Annotated in this window: 16 protein-coding genes; 8 read left to right on the top strand and 8 right to left on the bottom strand. The window is 69.8% G+C overall.

Going from position 1 to position 16994, the window contains the following annotated elements:
* Positions 1-76 precede the first annotated feature (76 nt).
* Positions 77-1411, top strand: coding sequence for an extracellular catalytic domain type 1 short-chain-length polyhydroxyalkanoate depolymerase (locus GA0070612_RS18555; protein ID WP_088989054.1), 1335 nt, complete (start codon positions 77-79; stop codon positions 1409-1411).
* A gap of 136 nt (positions 1412-1547) precedes the next feature.
* Here GA0070612_RS18555 and GA0070612_RS18550 read toward each other — a convergent pair whose 3' ends face one another.
* The 4 genes from GA0070612_RS18550 to GA0070612_RS18535 form a co-directional block, all read right to left on the bottom strand.
* A complete protein-coding gene (locus GA0070612_RS18550; protein WP_408630573.1) occupies positions 1548-2528 on the bottom strand; it encodes a LacI family DNA-binding transcriptional regulator in 981 nt (326 codons plus the stop codon).
* Between the two features lie 88 nt (positions 2529-2616).
* A complete protein-coding gene (locus GA0070612_RS18545) occupies positions 2617-3453 on the bottom strand; it encodes a carbohydrate ABC transporter permease (protein WP_088989052.1) in 837 nt (278 codons plus the stop codon).
* Complete coding sequence (locus tag GA0070612_RS18540) at positions 3450-4448, bottom strand: carbohydrate ABC transporter permease (protein ID WP_088989051.1); 999 nt, start codon at positions 4446-4448, stop codon at positions 3450-3452. The genes GA0070612_RS18545 and GA0070612_RS18540 overlap by 4 nt, the downstream gene beginning before the upstream one ends.
* A 52-nt stretch (positions 4449-4500) precedes the next feature.
* On the bottom strand, positions 4501-5796 hold the full coding sequence (locus tag GA0070612_RS18535; RefSeq protein ID WP_088989050.1) for an extracellular solute-binding protein: 1296 nt from the start codon (positions 5794-5796) through the stop codon (positions 4501-4503).
* Positions 5797-6052: 256 nt separating this feature from the next.
* Between GA0070612_RS18535 and GA0070612_RS18530 the strand changes: the two genes are divergently transcribed.
* Complete coding sequence (locus tag GA0070612_RS18530) at positions 6053-7678, top strand: glycoside hydrolase family 43 protein (RefSeq protein WP_088989049.1); 1626 nt, start codon at positions 6053-6055, stop codon at positions 7676-7678.
* 42 nt (positions 7679-7720) lie between these two features.
* On the opposite strand, the gene GA0070612_RS18525 is transcribed toward GA0070612_RS18530, so the two are convergent.
* The gene (locus GA0070612_RS18525; protein WP_088989048.1) at positions 7721-8344 is read right to left on the bottom strand and encodes a hypothetical protein; all 624 of its coding nucleotides are present in this window, start codon (positions 8342-8344) and stop codon (positions 7721-7723) included.
* A 280-nt stretch (positions 8345-8624) separates the two neighbouring features.
* On the opposite strand from GA0070612_RS18525, the gene GA0070612_RS18520 reads away from it, so the two are divergent.
* The 6 genes from GA0070612_RS18520 (at position 8625) to GA0070612_RS18495 (ending at position 15034) form a co-directional block, all read left to right on the top strand.
* Complete coding sequence (locus tag GA0070612_RS18520) at positions 8625-9830, top strand: chitosanase (RefSeq protein WP_197699185.1); 1206 nt, start codon at positions 8625-8627, stop codon at positions 9828-9830.
* A 219-nt stretch (positions 9831-10049) separates the two neighbouring features.
* Positions 10050-10442, top strand: a complete 393-nt coding sequence (locus GA0070612_RS18515; RefSeq protein ID WP_088989047.1) for a MerR family transcriptional regulator — start codon at positions 10050-10052, stop codon at positions 10440-10442.
* Positions 10412-10759, top strand: coding sequence for a thioredoxin (gene trxA, locus GA0070612_RS18510; protein WP_088989046.1), 348 nt, complete (start codon positions 10412-10414; stop codon positions 10757-10759). The genes GA0070612_RS18515 and trxA overlap by 31 nt, the downstream gene beginning before the upstream one ends.
* Before the next feature lie 279 nt (positions 10760-11038).
* Positions 11039-12289 carry an HNH endonuclease signature motif containing protein gene (locus GA0070612_RS18505; protein ID WP_088989045.1) on the top strand — a complete coding sequence of 417 codons (1251 nt, stop codon included), beginning with the start codon at positions 11039-11041 and terminating at the stop codon, positions 12287-12289.
* Positions 12290-12673: 384 nt separating this feature from the next.
* Positions 12674-13090, top strand: a complete 417-nt coding sequence (locus tag GA0070612_RS18500; protein ID WP_157742539.1) for a hypothetical protein — start codon at positions 12674-12676, stop codon at positions 13088-13090.
* A 51-nt stretch (positions 13091-13141) separates the two neighbouring features.
* Positions 13142-15034 (top strand): ABC transporter ATP-binding protein, encoded by a 1893-nt coding sequence (locus GA0070612_RS18495; protein ID WP_088989043.1) that lies wholly within the window; start codon positions 13142-13144, stop codon positions 15032-15034.
* Between the two features lie 168 nt (positions 15035-15202).
* On the opposite strand, the gene GA0070612_RS18490 is transcribed toward GA0070612_RS18495, so the two are convergent.
* From GA0070612_RS18490 to GA0070612_RS18480, 3 genes are all read right to left on the bottom strand, one after another.
* Positions 15203-15751: a PepSY domain-containing protein gene (locus GA0070612_RS18490; RefSeq protein WP_088991596.1), complete on the bottom strand. Its 549-nt coding sequence runs from the start codon at positions 15749-15751 to the stop codon at positions 15203-15205.
* 108 nt (positions 15752-15859) lie between these two features.
* Positions 15860-16339 carry a GNAT family N-acetyltransferase gene (locus GA0070612_RS18485; RefSeq protein WP_088989042.1) on the bottom strand — a complete coding sequence of 160 codons (480 nt, stop codon included), beginning with the start codon at positions 16337-16339 and terminating at the stop codon, positions 15860-15862.
* Between the two features lie 77 nt (positions 16340-16416).
* Entirely contained in the window at positions 16417-16971 is a 555-nt protein-coding gene (locus GA0070612_RS18480) for a DUF5872 domain-containing protein (RefSeq protein WP_088989041.1), read from the bottom strand.
* Positions 16972-16994 lie beyond the last annotated feature (23 nt).

Here is a 16994-nt window from a genome sequence, read left to right as displayed (position 1 = left end):
AGCCCCCGCTGGTCGGACCCGACGGTCACGACGTGCTGCCACCGGGTCCGCCGACCCGAGACCAGAGGAATCGCCGATGAGATTCAGAACCGCACTGCTGGCCGCCGCACTCACCACGACCCTCGCGACGATGACGGCAGTGGCAACTGTCGCCACCCCCGCGTCGGCAGCGACGCTCACCCAGGTCACCAACTTCGGCGCCAACCCGACGAACCTGCAGATGCACCTGTACGTGCCGGACCGGGTCGCGGCCCAGCCGGCCCTGCTCCTCGCGTTGCACTACTGCACCGGCAGCGGTCCGGCGGTACACACCGGCTTCGGCCTCAGCACCCTGGCCGACCGCTACGGCTTCATCGTGATCTACCCGTCGGTGACGCGGAGCAGCAAGTGCTGGGACGTCTCCTCGCCGCAGGCCCTCCGGCGTGACGGCGGCAGCGACCCCGTCGGGCTCAAGTCCATGGTCGACCACGTCCGGAGCCGCTACCCCGTCGACTCCGCACGGATCGGCGTGGGCGGTTTCTCCTCCGGTGCGATGATGACCAACGTCATGCTCGGCCTCTACCCCGACGTGTTCCACGCGGGCTTCAGCTCCTCGGGTGTCCCGTTCGGCTGCTTCGCCACCACCAACGGCGCGGAGTGGAACAGCGAGTGCTCCGGCGGGCGGATCGTCCGGACCGGACAGCAGTGGGGTGACCTGGTCCGCGCCGCGTACCCGGGCTACGCCGGCAACCGACCCCGGGTCCAGATCTGGCACGGCACCACGGACACCACACTGAGCTACGTCAACTTCGGCGAGCAGGTCAAGCAGTGGACCAACGTCCTGGGTGTGTCCCCGACACCCAGCTACACCGACTCGCCGCAGACCAGCGCCACCCGCACGCGCTACGGCGGCACCGGCGGCACGGCGCCCGTCGAAGCGATCAGCTTCCAGGGGTACGGCCACTCCATTCCGTTCGACGCCGCCCAGGCCGTCCGGTTCCTGGGCTTCGACACCACGAGCCCCACCACCCCACCACCGGGCGGCACCGCGGCGCCGCTGCGCAACGTGGCCGCCAACCGCTGCCTGGACGTGCCGTCCAGGTCACAGACGAACGGCACCCAACTGACGCTGTGGGACTGCAACGGCGGCACCAACCAGCAGTGGACACCGACCACCGCGAGACAACTCCAGGTGTACGGCACCAAGTGCCTCGACGCCGAGGGGGCCGCGACCACACCCGGCACCCGAGTGATCATCTGGACCTGCGGCAGCGGTGCCAACCAGCAGTGGAACCTCAACACCGACGGCACGGTCACCGGCGTGCAGTCCGGCCTGTGCCTCTCGCCGAACGGCGCCGGCACCGCGAACGGCACCACGATGGTCCTGGCGGGCTGCACCGGCGGCAACAGCCAGAAGTGGGCCCGAAACTGAGGCGCTGACCGATCGCGGCACGTGCCGCCCGATTGGTCTCGCCGGCACGCGGGGGCGTTTCGGTGTGGCGTCGAGGACGCGCTCCGCGACGCCTGACCGGCGAGGTCGGCCGAGCACGACGAGCCGCGCGGCGCGGTCAGCGCGGTGGCGCGGCGCTGTCGCGGACGATCAACTCGGTGGCGAGTTCGACCCTTGGGCTCTCGGTCTTCTCGCCGCCGGCGAGGCGCAGGACGGTCCGGGCCGCCAGCATGCCCATCTCGGCGAGGGGTTGACGGACGGTGGTCAGCGGTGGGGAGCACCACCGGACCTCCGGCAGGTCGTCGAAGCCGACCACGCTGACGTCGTCGGGCACCCGTAGGCCGCGCTTGCGGACCGCTTCGTAGACACCCAGTGCCATCTGGTCACTGGAGGCGAAGATGGCGGTGGGTGGGTCGGGCAGGGCCAGCAGCTGCGTACCCGCGCTGAAACCGGACTCGTGGTAGAAGTTGCCCGGTCGGATGAGGGCGTCGTCGACGGGGATGTCGGCGGCGCCGAGCGCGGCCCGGTAGCCGTCCATCCGGGCCCGGCTGCACATCAGGTGCGGTGGGCCGGCGATGAAGCCGATCCGCCGGTGCCCCAGGCTGATCAGGTACTGGTTGGCGCTGAGGCTGCCCGCCCAGTTGGTGGCGCCGATGGTGGGTGATTCCTGCGGGTCCACTCCGGCCGGGTCGATGATGACGACCGGCAGGTGGAGCCGCCGCAGCTCGGCCTGCAACGGCGGGTTCACCATCGACGTCACGAAGATGACGCCCTCGCTGGAGCGTGTCCGCATGTTGTCGAGCCACTGCTTGGCGGAGGAGATGCGCCAGTGGATGGCCGAGACGACGGTGCCGACGCCACTGGTCTGACCGACGTCCTCCACCCCGCGGATGATCTCCACTGCCCACGGGCTGTCCAGGTCGTTGAAGACCAGGTCGATGAGGGCCGCGTCGGTACGCCGGGCCGGTGACCGGCGGCGGTACCCGTGCCGGTTGAGCAGCGCCTCGACGCGCTCCCGAGTGTCGGGAGCGACGTCGGAGCGGCCGTTGATGACCCGGGAGACCGTGGGTACGGAGACACCCGCCAACCGCGCGATCATGGCGATGGTGACGTTTCGGCCGTTCTCCGCGCCCACGGTCCCCCCTCGTCGTACCGGAAGCTTCAGGTCTGCTCGCGGTGCTGCGATGTCATCCCTTGACGCTGCCGGTCAGGCCGCCGATGAGTTGACGTTCGGCGACCGCGTAGAAGCCCAGGGCCGGCAGCATGGACAGCACGACGTAGGCGAGCACGCGTGCGGTGTCGTCGGCGTACTGGCCCTGGAACGCCTGGACCCCGACCGGCAGGGTCCACCAACTCTGGTCGCTGAAGACGACCAGCGGGAGCATGAAGTTGTTCCAGCTGGTGACGATCGCCAGCACCGAGACGGTGGCCAGGGCGGGCCGTGCCATCGGCAGGAGGACCTTCCAGAAGAAGCCGAAGGCGGTGCACCCGTCGAGGACGGCCGCCTCCTCGACCTCGGCCGGAATGGTCCGGAAGAACTGGCGCAGGATGATGATGGTGATCGGCAGCCCGAAGGCGGCCTGGGGCAGGATGACGCCGAGCGGATTGTCCAGCAGGCCGACGCTGCGCAACAGCACGAACAGCGGCAGGATGGCCACCGCGAACGGGAACATCAGGCCGATCGCGAACAACGTCACCAGGAACTCGCGGCCCCGGAAGGCGTAGCGAGCGAAGACGAACGCGGCCATCGCCGCCGCGCCGACGACGATCAGGGTGCTGCTCACGGCGATGAGGAGACTGTTGCCGAGTTGCCGCCAGAACACCCCGTTGCCCAGGATCTCGAAGTAGTTCGGCACCCACGGGTCGGGCCAGCCCAGCGGGTTGGTGGACAGCTGGCCGTTGTCCTTGAAACCGCCGAGCACGCCGAAGTACACCGGCACGACGATGAGAACGCCGACGGCGATGCAGACGAGGTGCAGCACGACGCTGCGCGTCCGCTGGACGCTACTCGCCGTGGTGGTCATCGCTGGCCTCCCTGGGTGGTGATCGCGCCCGCCGTGTCACGACGCAGGACGATGCGTTGGTAGAACAGGGCGAAGACGAGGCTCAGCAGGAACATCACGATGCTGATGGCGCTCGCGTAGCCGACCTCGAAGCGACGGAAGCCGAACTGGTACATCGTGACCGCGAGGGTCTCCGAGGAGTGGATCGGCCCACCGCCGGTGAGCACCCACACCATGTCGAACAGCTGGATGGTGCCGATGACCGACAGAAAGATGCTGATGCGGATCGTCGGGCCGAGCAGGGGCAGGGTGACGTGTCGGAACGCCTGCCAGCCGGTGGCGCCGTCGGTGACCGCCGCCTCGTGCAGTTCCTTCGGGATGCCCTGCCGGGCCGCCAGGAAGAGCATCATGTAGAGGCCGAAGTACTTCCAGGACACCACCAGGAAGACGGCGTACAGCACGGTGTCCGGGTCGGCGAAGACGGTGCCCGCGTCGGCGCCCAGCCACCGGGCCACCCCCTCGCCCAGCCCTCGGTTCGGTGAGAACACCAGGGTGAACAGGACGGCCGTGGTGACCTCGGAGAGCACGTACGGGGCGAAGAAGATCAGCCGATAGACGGCCCGCCCGCGCAGTGGCTGATTGAGGAGCATGGCCAGGGCCAGCGCAACAGGCAGCTGCACGACCAGGGACAGCACCACCAGAATCAGGCCACGCCACAGGTCGCCGCGGAACGTCGGGTCGCCGAAGGCACGGGTGTAGTTGTCCAACCCGATGAAGTTCTCCGGCAGGCCGAAGCCGTTCCACTTGAAGAAGCTGGCGTAGGCGGCCACCACGATGGGGGCGAGGACCAGCAGCACGAACAGCGCCAGGGCAGGCGCCAGGAACACGGCGAGGACGCCACCCCGGCCCGGCCGGGGCTGGCGGCCACGCTTGCGCGCGGTGCCCGGCCCCGGTGCCGGCGGATCGGTCGCCGTGTCGCCGCGCCTCAGGTCGGACACGGTCGATGGCCTGGTCATTCCTGCTCCACTCGGGTTCTTCGGCCGGCTACGGACGGGTGACGGGTCACGATCAGACGGTCTTTGCCACCTGAGTGATGTCCTTGACGATCGCCGCCGGGGACTTCTTGCCGGCGATGATCTCCGCGACGCTGTCGTTGATCTGCTGCCCGAGCGCGGGCGCGTACGCCTGGTCGAGGTAGAGCTGGAAGCCGGTGTTCTTGGACAGGGCCTCTGCGACGGCCTTGTTGTTGGGGTCGCTGATCGCCGAGGTGGCCTCGGTGACCGTCGGGTTCACCGCGCCGGTCTGCGCGGAGCGCTTCTGGTTCTCGACGTTGAGCAGGAACTTCAGGAAGTCGATGGTGGCGGCCGGCGCGTCCTTGCCGACGGCGAAGCCGTTGCCACCGCCGAAGACCTCGGTCGCGGCGCCCTTACCGCCGTCCACTGAGGGGAACGGGAAGAAGCCGAGCTTGTCGCCGAGGCCCTTCTTGCTGGTGGAACTGGACGCCTGCACCGCCGGCGCCCACTGCCCCATCAGTTCCATGCCGGCGTTGCCGTTGCCCATGGTCGCGGCCTGACCGTCGGGCGAACCGAACTCCGCGCCGAGGAAGCCCTTCTGGAACGGCTGCAGATCGACGAGCTCCTTGAGCCGCTCACCGGCGGCGACGAGGTCGGGGGTGTCGAAGTTCTTGCTGTCGACGGCCTTCTGCAGCGCGTCGACACCACCGATGCGCATCGCCAGGTAGGACCAGTAGAAGTGGGCCGGCCACTTGTCCTTGCCGGCCAGCGCGACCGGGGTGATGCCGGCGGCCTTGAGCTTGCGGACCGCGTCGAGCACGCCGTTCCAGGTGGTGGGGGTCTCGGTGATGCCGGCGCGGGTGAAGAGCTCCTTGTTGTACCAGAACCCGACCATGCCGATGTCGAACGGAATGCCGTAGATCTTGCCGTCGATCGTGTACGGCTCCATGGCCGCGGGCAGGATGCCCTTGACCAGGTCCTTGACGTCGTCGGTGAGGTCCTTGACCAGGCCGGCGTCCACCTGCTGCTTCAGCACGCCGCCGCCCCAGGACTGGAACAGGTCCGGCGGGTCGCCCGCCTGGGTGGCGGTGGTGAGCTTGGCCTTGAACGCCTCGTTCTCCAAGGGCTGGATGGTGAACGTGACGTTGCTGTGCGCGGACTTGTACTCGTTGGCCATCGCCTGCCAGACCGGGAGCATCGGCTCGGTGTTCTGGATGTGCCACCAGTTGACGGTCTGCGGGGCGTTCGGGTCGCTCGACTTGTCGTCACCGCTACAGGCGCTCAGCAGGTACGCGCCGGCGCCGGCACCGGCGAGGCCGAGCAGCGTTCGGCGGGAGAGGTGCGAGGTCATGATCCATCCCTTCGGGAACTCACGGGGTGCTCGGTTGCCGGCCGCGCCGGCGTGGTGGGAACCTATGGATCTCCGGAACTTTCAAAAAGCTTCGCCGGTATTACCGGTCGATGGCGGGCACGCTACGAGCTGTTTCCGCAACGGTCAAGCCCTCTGTCCTATTGCGAAAAGACCGGCTAGCGTAGGCAGGACTTTCAGCGATCCGGGACCGCAAGTTTCCGGAAGTTCCAGACAGCCCGTCCAGAGGAGCCTCTACGTGTCGACCGACATCGCTAACGTGGCGACCGCTACCCGGTCGATCCGCAACCCTGTCCTCGCCGGGTTCCACCCGGATCCCTCGATTCTGCGGGTCGACGACGACTACTACCTGGCTACCTCGACCTTCGAGTGGTATCCGGGCGTGCGTGTGCACCATTCGCGTGATCTCGTGAACTGGCGCACCCTGAGCGGGGTCATCACCGACCGCCGCCTGCTCGACCTGCGTGGCTGCGGTGACTCCAACGGCGTGTGGGCACCCGACCTGACGTACCACGACGGTCTGTTCTACCTCGTCTACAGCGACGTGGCCAGCTTCGCCAGCGGCTACTGGGATCCGCAGAACTTCCTGGTCACCGCCGAGGACATCGCCGGCCCCTGGTCGGACCCGGTGAAGCTGCACGGGCGCGGCTTCGACGCGGCGCTGTTCCACGACGAGGACGGCACCACGTGGTTGCTGAGCATGAGCGCGGACTGGCGACCCGGCCGGGACCGCTTCGGCGGCATCGAGATCCAGCAGTACGACCGGGTCGAGCGTCGGCTGGTCGGCAGCCCGCGCATGCTGTTCACCGGCACCTCGGTCGGCGTCACCGAGGGCCCGCACATCTACCGCCACGACGGGTGGTACTGGCTGATCACCGCCGAGGGCGGCACCAGTTGGGAGCACCAGGTCACCGTGGCGCGGTCCCGGGAGCTGTTCGGGCCGTACGAGGTCGATCCGGACGGGCCGCTGCTCACCTCCGTGGGTCGCCCCGACCTGCGGTTGCAGAAGGCGGGTCACGGCAGCCTGGTTCGTACCCAGACCGACGAGTGGTACCTGGCCCACCTGGTGGGGCGCCCCTACTCCCCGCTGGGCAGTTGTGTGCTCGGTCGGGAGACCGCGATCCAACGGGTCGAGTGGCCGTCGGGTGAGTGGCCGAAGATCGCCGGAGGGGTTCCGGCGGACGAGGTCGTCGCACCCGACCTGCCCGCGCACCCGTGGCCGGCGGAGCCCGAGACCGACCACTTCGACGCCCCCGAGCTGGGCCTGTGCTGGTCGACGCTGCGCCGACCGGCCAGCACCGACTGGGTCGACCTGCACGCCCGCCCGTCGTACCTGCGGATCCACGGCGGGCAGTCGCCGGTCGGGCGGCAGGCTCCGAGCCTGGTCGCGCGACGTGTCGGGGCGATGCACTGCTCGCTGGAGACCGTCGTCGAGTTCGACCCCGCCGACCACCGGCAGCTCGCCGGCATCACCGCCTACTACAACACGCTGAACTGGCACCACCTCTACCTGACCCGTGACGACGACGGGCGGACGGTGTTGCAACTGCTCAGCTCCGACAACGGACGGCGCACCCCGTACCCGGATCTGACCGTTGACGTCAGCGGCGTCACCCGGGTCGGTCTACGGGCCGTGTTCGACGGGCCGGTGGTGCGTTTCGACTACGACCTCGGCGCCGGTTGGCAGCCGGCCGGCGTCGACCTGGACGCGACCATCCTGTCCGACGAGCACGCCGCGCTGATCATCGACGGTGAGCCGGCGGCGTGGGGCTTCACCGGGTCGTTCCTCGGCCTGTGGGTACAGGATCTCGGCGGCGACGGCGCGTACGCCGACTTCGACCTGGCCACCTACCGGGAGCAGTGAGCACGCGGACGGCACCCGGCGGGTGCCGTCCGCGTTCCAGCCCTACCTGGCCTGGGCGGCGACGGCGCGGAGCTGGCCGAGGGTGGTGCGGAAACCGTGGCCCGACGCGGCCGGGTCCTCGGTGACCAGGCCGCTGACGGCCATGGCCTGCGAGCGGGACGCCGCGACCGCGTCGTCGCCGTCCCCGGTCACGTCGAACACGCCGAAGTCTCCGCTGAGCGTGCGGAACGCCGGGGCGGCCGGGTCCTTGGCGAGGTAGAGCACCGCGACCTGGCCCGGTTCGAGCGTGGACATGTGGGCCATGTCCGGCACGCCTCCGGGCAGGCTGGCGAGCGTGATCCGCGTTCCGGCGTTCACGGACGCCCCGTTCGCCGCGCGCAGCACCTCGTCGACCCGGAAGCCGGCCGGCTCGACCTCACCGCGTACCACCAGGTCCGCGGTCTCACTGAGTTGCCGGACCGTGCCGTACCCGCGCAGCTTGCCCTGCGCCGGCGGCGGCGCCGCGTCGGTCGGTGCGACAGCGGTCGGCGTGGCGGCGCTGCTCGTGGCGGGCGCGCCGACCGGGTCGGCGCCGTCGGTGCCGCCGCAGGCGGACAGCGCCGCCACGGCGAGCACGGCGGCGGCCGTGGCCCAGAGAGGCCGGGTACGGCGGGGGTCGACTGCCATGGAGCACTCCTTGCGTCTCGGTGCCGTCCCAGGTCTGCTCGCTCAGGACGCGGCACTGCTGACGACATCTAACTGCGCGGTCCGGGCATCGAGCTCTCGGGTAGCCGTCAACGAGGTGAACATGCCTCGTCACGGACGGCTGACATCGATTGACGGCACACCGACGTACTGATATCTGTTAATACAGTTTCCTGATGCTCGCGGTGCCCGCCGGGGGCCGATGCGCCACGCCGGGCCATCGACCGGCCGGCGGCGCGCCGCCCCTTCCCCAAGGACCCCCATGGTGCACAGAAGAACAGCCGCCTACGTCGCGGGCACCCTGCTGATCGGCGTCGCCGCCGTCGGCTACGGCCTGCCGTCGGCGAGCGCCGCCACCGCCGGCCCGATCACCGGCCTCGCCGGCAAGTGCGTCGACGTGGCCGGTGCCAACCCGGCCAACGGCACGGCCGTCCAGCTCTACGACTGCAACGGCAGCGCGGCCCAGACGTGGACCGTCGGCAACACCGACAACTCGATCCGGGCGCTCGGCAAGTGCCTCGACGTCACCGCCGCGTCGACCACCAACGGCGCCAAGATCCAGCTGTACGACTGCAACGGCACCGGCGCGCAGAAGTGGACCACCAGCAACGGCGCCCTCGTCAACTCCGCCTCCGGCAAGTGCCTCGACGTCACCGACCGCAGCACCGCCAACGGCGCCCGGTTGCAGATCTGGACCTGCGGCGGCACCACCAACCAGCAGTGGACCCTGCCCGGCGGCGGCAGCACCCCTCCGCCCACCACCCCGGCCGGGACCAACCTCGACGACCCGACGAAGAAGGACGTCGCCATGCAGCTCGTCTCGGCTGCGGAGAACTCCTCCCTCGACTGGCGTGCCCAGTTCTCCTACATCGAGGACATCGGCGACGGACGCGGCTACACCGCCGGCATCATCGGCTTCTGCTCCGGCACCGGCGACATGCTCGAACTGGTCCAGGCGTACACGAACAGCAAGCCCGGCAACGTGCTGGCCGGCTACCTGCCGGCGCTGCGCGCCGTCAACGGCACCCCCTCGCACTCGGGCCTCGACCCGAACTTCCCCCGCGACTGGCGCACGGCGGCCAACGACTCGGTCTTCCGGGCCGCCCAGGAGGCCGAGCGGGACCGCGTCTACTTCAACCCGTCGGTACGCGACGGCAAGAACGACCAGGTCCGGGCACTCGGCCAGTTCGCCTACTACGACGCAGCGGTCATGCACGGGTACGAGGGCATGCGTCAGATCCGCAACCGCGCCCTCGCCCGGGCGAAGCCCCCCGCGCAGGGCGGTGACGAGCGGACCTGGCTCAACGCCTTCCTCGACGAGCGGGTCATCGAGATGAAGAAGGAAGAGGCCCACTCCGACACGTCCCGGGTCGACACGGCCCAGCGGGTGTTCCTCAACAACGGCAACTTCAACCTGAACACGCCGTTGACGTTCGCCGTCTACGGCGACCAGTTCCGCATCGGCTAGGGCTCGTTCCAGTCTTTCTGGAACAGGCCTCAACGCGCATCAGCTCAGGGCGCCGGCGAGCCGGCGCCCTGAGTCGTGCCCGGGGTCCGCCCGGGCCGGGCTGTGGCGGGTCGGGGTGGGCCGGTCGGGGTGGGCCGGTCGGGGTGGGCCGGAGCAGCCTTGCCTTGACGCTGACGACAAGGTTTAGCCTGGTCGCGGCAGGCTGGTCGAGGAGGTCTGATGCTGATCGGCGAGCTGGCGGAACGAGCCGGCACGAGCACCCGGACGCTGCGCTACTACGAAGCCCACGGCCTGGTGCACCCGCAGCGCTCGGCGAACGGGTACCGCGTCTACGACGAGGCGGAGCTACGGGTCGTCCAGGAGATCCGGGCGCTGCTCGACGTCGGTTTCGGCCTCGACGACGTCCGCCCCTTCGTCGCCTGCCTGCGGGCGGGCAACGCGTCCGGCGACGTCTGTCCCGATTCCGTGCTGGTGCTGCGACGCAAGCTCGCCGAGGTCGACGACTACCTCGACCGGCTCGGAGCGGTCCGTCAGCAGTTGCACACCCAGCTCACCCACGCCATCGCGCACCGGGAGGAAATATGCCCCAGGAAACGAGCGTCAGCTCCCTGATCACCGTCACCGACGACACGTTCGCCGAGCTGGTGCTGACCAGCGACCGACCCGTCGTCGTCGACTTCTGGGCGGAGTGGTGCCCGCCGTGCAAGATGATCGAGAAAAGTCTCGTCGAGCTGGCACAGGAGTTCGGCGACCGGATGGTCATCGCCAAGCTCAACACCGACGACAACCCGCAGGCCACGCGGCGCTACGCGGTCATGTCCCTGCCGACGCTGCTGGTGTTCCGTGGGGGCGAGGTCGTCGGCTCGGTCGTCGGGTCCCGGCCGAAACTCCACCTGCGGCAGAGCCTAACCATGCACGCCGGCCTGTGACCGTCACCGCCGCTCGGCTACACCGAGCACCGCTTGTTCCCGGCGACGACCCACGCGGCACCTGTCCGGCCTGACGACCTTCACATACCCCAAGATCACGTGTGGGCGGCGAGGCGTACCCACTCCACTCAGGCGACCGATGATCGGCCTCACCCGCGCCTCCGTCGACCGCGTCGTCGCCTGGGCCACGCTCTTCAGCACCCAGGAACCTCCGCTCCACCCGGCAGCGATCGATCATGGCGACTGAAGTTGTCGTACACCTGTTCTAGTCTCTGGCCCATGGTTGAGGAGTTGGCGCAGGCGGACGACGCGGTCGCCGCCTGCGTCGACGCCGCCGTCTGGTCCCTGCCGGAGCACGACCTGGTCGCCGCGCTCGACGCCGCGCACCGTCTTCAGCAACGCCTCGCCGCCGTCACCCTGACCCTGGTCCGTGAGATCGACGGCCGCGGCACCGCCCGCACGCACGGCGCGTCCAGCACCGCCGTGTGGTTGCGCGAACGCCTGCGGATGACCGTTCCCGCCGCCCGCCGCCTGGTCGACCTCGCCAGCACCCTGGACACCGGCAACCCTGGCATCCGGCAAGCGCTGGCCGGCGGCGCCGTCACCCTGGACCAGGCCCGCGTCATCGCCGACACGGCCGCCACGGTGACGACGTCGGCGGGCGTCGAGGTGGCCGACAAAGCCGTCGGCGTGCTCGTGGAATGGGCCGGGCAGTTCGACCCCACCCTGCTACGTCGCATGGGCACCCGGATCCTCGACCACGTCGCCCCCGACCTCGCCGACGCCGCCACAGCCGCGGCCCTCGCCGCCGAGGACGCCCGCGCCACCCGCGACCGACACCTCACCATCTCCGAACAGACCGGAGGGCGACTGCGACTCACCGGCACCCTCGACGCCGAAACCGCCGCCCTGCTACGCGCCGCCATCGACCCACTCAGCGCACCCACCGGCCCCGACGACGGGCGATCCCCCGGGCAACGCCGCCACGACGCGCTCGCCGACGTCTGCCGGCTCGCCCTGCGCACCGGTGAGCTGCCCGACAGCGGCGGCGACCCGGCCCAGATCGTCGTCACCACCGACTACGACGCGTTGACCCGGCAGCTGGGCTCCGGGGCGCTCGACATCGGGCTGCGGCTCACCCCTGGCACGGTGCGCCGACTGGCCTGCGACGCCACCATCCTGCCCGCCGTCCTCGGCGGTCCGGGCCAGGTCCTCGACGTCGGTCGACAACGCCGACTCGTCACCGGCCCACTGCGGCGGGCGCTGGTGCTGCGTGACGGCGGATGCGCCTTTCCCGGCTGCGACCGACCACCACGCTGGTGCGCCGCCCACCACATCCGCCACTGGGCCGACGGCAGCCCCACCAACCTCGACAACGCCGTCCTACTCTGCGGCCACCACCACCGACACCTCCACCACAGCGAGTGGGCGGTGCGGCTTGGCGACGACGGCAAGCCGGAGTTCGTGCCGCCCGCCTGGCTCGACCCCGACCAACTTCCGCGCCGCAACCACTACCACCGACGCAGATAGGGCGGCGAGCACGAGGGTCTGAGCGGCCCGACGAGCGGAGCCCTCGTGCCGGCTACCGCTCGATGCGGAATGCGCTCCTGCACCTACGTAGGCCCGTCGTCATCGGTCGGTGGCCTGCGATATCGTGCGCGCTGGACGCGAGGACGGGGATGGGGCTCAATGAGGCGCACAAGACTGTCAGGCTCAGCGGTCGCCGGCACAGTGATGGCGGCGATCCTGCTATCCACGACCGGGTGTACGAGGCAGGATGACGCACCCGCGCCGGCGGCCGTAACGCAGTCATCGCCCCCTGCGGTGGCGATGCGCGTCCACGGGCCGGCCACGCTTCTGGGCACCTGGCCCGAGTCCGTGGATCGAGGTCTACACGACCGGGCCGAGCAGAACATGGGCAACTTCAAGAAGCTGTTGAACACCGAGCCCACGAGCTTGATGGGCACCGCCTACGTCCGGGCGAAGGAGGTGCAGTCCCGAGAGCGCGGGCTGCACATCCCCGGCGACGACCAGCGGGTGATCGTGATCAGCGCATTGTCGGGCACGGTCACCGATCCCACGGCGACGCTGGGCAAGATCTTCGGCGGAATACCGAACATCACCGACGTGCGCCCGGTCCCGCCCGGCCCTCTGGGCGGGACGGCTGGTTGCGGCATCGGCCAAGCCACGACAGGCGTCCGTGTCGACATCTGCGCATGGAGCGACCACCACACACTCGGTATGGTGACCTTCGTCGGCTTCGCGCAGACGGATGACTCGCATGCCGTGTTCGGCCAGATCCGCGCCGAAGTGGAGCGACCGGCGAAATGACTTGACCTCAAGCTCGGGTGAGGTCCTAGCCTCCGATAACGGAGGTAATGCATGAGCATGGAAGTTACCGCGTGGATGTCTCTGCACCACGCGATGAACGCGCAGGACGAGCGTCCGCTGTCCCGTGCGACGTTGAAGCGCATCGCGCGGTTCGCGCGACCACACCGTGGGATGATCGTCAGGTTCCTGTTGTTGAGCGTGGTGACGGCAGTCCTCACGGTCGCGGCGCCGATCCTCGCCGGCCGGGTGGTCGACGCGATCGTGGACGGCGCCGAGAGCAGCCTCGTGATCCGGCTGGCGGTGCTGATCGCAGTGATCGCGCTCGCCGAGGCCGGCCTGGGTCTGGTGACGCGGTTCCTGTCCGCGAGCATCGGTGAGGGGCTGATCGTGCAGCTCCGGACGGCGGTCTTCGACCACGTCCAGCGCATGCCGGTGGCGTTTTTCACCCGGACCCGCACGGGTGCGCTGGTCAGCCGGCTGAACAACGACGTGATCGGGGCGCAGCGCGCCTTCAGCGACACCCTGTCGAGCGTGGTCGGCAACACCGTCACGCTGGTCCTGACGTTGGCCGTGATGCTCACCTTCTCGTGGCAGATCACGGTGCTGGCGCTCGTCCTGCTGCCCATCTTCGTGCTTCCCGCCCGACGCATGGGGTCGAAGCTCGCCCGGTTGCAGCGGGAGGCCGCCGAGCACAACGCGGCCATGAGCACCCGCATGACGGAACGTTTCTCCGCGCCCGGCGCCACGTTGGTCAAGCTGTACGGGCGGCCGGCCGAGGAGTCCGCCGAGTTCGCGGCACGGGCCCGGCGGGTCCGCGACATCGGCGTGCGTACCGCAATGCTCCAGTGGGTCTTCATCACCGCACTCACCGTTGTCGGCTCGCTGGCGCTGGCCCTGGTGTACGGGCTGGGCGGCCTCTACGCCCTACGGGGCAGCCTCGACGCCGGGACCGTGGTCGCCCTCGCACTGCTCCTGTCGCGCCTGTACGCGCCGTTGACGTCGCTGGCCAGCGCCCGGGTCGAGGTGATGAGCGCTCTGGTGAGCTTCGAGCGGGTGTTCGAGGTCCTGGACCTCAAGCCGCTGATCCTCGACAAGACCGACGCCCGGCCCCTCCCTGAGGGACCGGTCGCTGTGGAGTTCGAGGGCGTACGGTTCGGCTACCCGTCGGCGGACAAGGTGTCGCTCGCGTCCCTGGAGGACGTGGCGAAGCTCGACACGCGCGGCGGCGAAGAAGTGCTGCACGGTGTGTCGTTCCGCGCCGAGGCGGGGCAGATGGTCGCGCTCGTCGGCTCCTCCGGGGCGGGCAAGTCGACCATCGCGCAGCTCGTGCCACGCCTGTACGACGTCGAGGACGGTGCGGTGAAGCTCGCCGACGTCGACGTACGCGACCTGTCGGCCGAGTCGATCCGGTCGGCGTTGGGCGTGGTGACCCAGGACGGGCACCTCTTCCACGAGAGCATCCGCGCCAACCTGGTCTTCGCCCGGCCGGACGCGACCGAGGACGAGATGTGGGACGTGCTGCGGCGCGCCCGGCTCGACGAGCTGATCCGCTCGCTTCCGGACGGGCTCGACACGGTCGTCGGCGAACGCGGTTACCGACTGTCGGGCGGTGAGCGGCAACGGCTCACCATCGCGCGGCTGCTGCTGGCCCGGCCGCGCGTGGTCATCCTCGACGAGGCGACCGCGCATCTCGACTCCACCTCGGAGGCCGCGGTCCAGGACGCTCTCGCCGAAGCCCTGACCGGCCGGACGAGCGTGGTCATCGCGCACCGGCTCTCCACCATCCGGGCGGCAGATCAGATCCTCGTCGTCGAGGACGGGCAGATCGTCGAACGCGGGCGGCACAGCGACCTGCTCGCCGCCGGTGGCCGGTACCAGGAGCTGTACCGCACCCAGTTCGCCCAGGACCAGCCGGCCGTCCAGGAGCAACGCGTCGCCGTCTGAGCCAGCCCGCCCGAAGCCCCGCCGCCGCCCACCCCGAGCGAGCATCAGGGCGGACGGCGAACAACCCAGTCGCCCGCCCTGGGTGGGCCAGGGCGGGCGACGGCATCAGACTTTAGGCAGGGGATCCGGAGCGGCCCCTGCTCCATCGGCGATTCGGTGACGACCAGGTCAGTCGTCGTCGTCCTTGTCGCCCGCGTCGTCGTCGGCGTCGTCGTCCTTGTCGTCGTCGTCGGCGGCGTCGTCATCGTCGTCGACCGGCTCCTGCTCGGCCTTGACCACCGAGCCGCTGTCCCGGTCGACGTCCACCTCGTGCTCGGTGTCGCCGGCGACGATCTCGACGCTCCACACCGGTCGGCCGTTCTCCTGCTCGGCCTCGACCTCGACGATCTGACCGCCACCGGCCTTGGCGAGCGCGATCTCACCGGCGCGGGTCTCGTCGACCGCGCTGCCCGCCGGCGCACCACCGGCCGGCGCACCGCTCGACGGAGCGCCGCTCGACGGCGTACCCGATGGGGTGTCGGTCGACGGCGAACCGCTGGCCGACGGCGAACCGCTCGCACCGGCCGGGTCCGTGGGCGTCGGGGCGACGGTCGCCGCGGCGAGGGTCGTGCCGCCCGACCGCGAGTCGTTCGCGGCGTTGACGCCCAGCGCGACCCCGGCCACCGCCAGCACCGCCGCACCGCCGACCGACGCCAGAAGCAGATTGGTGCGCTTCATCGTGGTGTCCACCTTTCCTCGGTTGTCGACTTCGAGGATCGGCTGAACCGGGATAGCAGCGCGCTGTCCGAACACTAAGGCCGGGTTAAAGCGTGCGGCGTGGACGGCTCAGAGCGCCATCGTCATGAAGACGTCGGCGCGGGCGTACGGCGGCAGCGGGACCTGCTCGGGGCTGACGTGCTGGAAGCCGGCAGTTTCGTAGAGGTGCACGGCGTTCGGAAGCTTGGTGCTGCTGCCCAGGAACAGGGTGGTCGCGCCGAGCTGGCGGGCGCGCGTGATCGCCGCCTCGATGAGCCGGCGGCCGAGGCCCCTGCCGCGTACCGCCGGGGTCACCGCCATCTTCGACAGTTCGAAGACGTCGTCCGAGCTGCGGACCACTGCGACACAGCCGATGATCTTCCCGCCGTCGCGGACGATCAGCACGTCGCCGCCCGGTTCGACGATGGCGGCGAACGGGTCGTTGAGCGTCCTGCGGTCCGACTCCTCGATGGTGAAGAAGTGGGAGATCCATTCTTCGTTCAACGTCCGGAAGGCCTCCGCCTCCTCGGCGGTCGTCATGGACGTGACGGTCAGCGTGCTCGGGTTCATGGCCCGATTCTCCGGTCGCCGCTACTCGAACGTCCACCGCTTTGAGCCCGCGCGGGCGCGCTGACCTGCTCGGCGCGCTAGCCGCGCCGGTTGAGTTCCGCTTCGAGCCGCTGGACGAGCGTCTTGCGGTCCTTGCTGGCTCGTTCGTTACGCAGGGCGGTCTTGAGCTGTCGGGTGTCCAGGCCACGGACCAGCTTGGCCGCCTCGGCGACCGACATCTCCGTCATCCGGCCGGCGGTGGTGGCGTCCCGCCGCGCCCGTTTGGCCGGCCCGGTGTTGGCCACGTACTGCCTACCGGTCCGGGATGCTTCGCGCTTCTTGGTGTCGGTAGCGCGCTTCTGGCTCTCCGACATCTCGTCCCAGGCCTTCTTGGGCAGGTAGCGGCTCGTCGTGCCGCCCTGGCGGGCTCGGGTGTCGCCCTCCTTGGTCTGCCATTTCTCGTTGCCCCAGCGCTGCAGAGCCTTCTGCCGGTCGTCCTTCGGGCCCAGAAATCCCCCGCCGCGCCTCTTGTACTCCTGCGTGACCAGTTGCGACTTGCGCGCCGACCACTGCCCCGGCCTGCCGCCCTTGTCGGAAGCCTTGATCTCTTCCTTGATCTGCTCTCTGAGCTCGGGTTTCGTATACCGCGCCATGACTGGCAGCTACCCGGCACCGC

Origin of the sequence: Micromonospora chokoriensis (genome assembly GCF_900091505.1) — a bacterium.
GTDB lineage: Bacteria > Actinomycetota > Actinomycetes > Mycobacteriales > Micromonosporaceae > Micromonospora > Micromonospora chokoriensis.
Note: the sequence above shows the minus strand (reverse complement) of the source record. Positions and strands in the feature narration are given on the sequence as shown.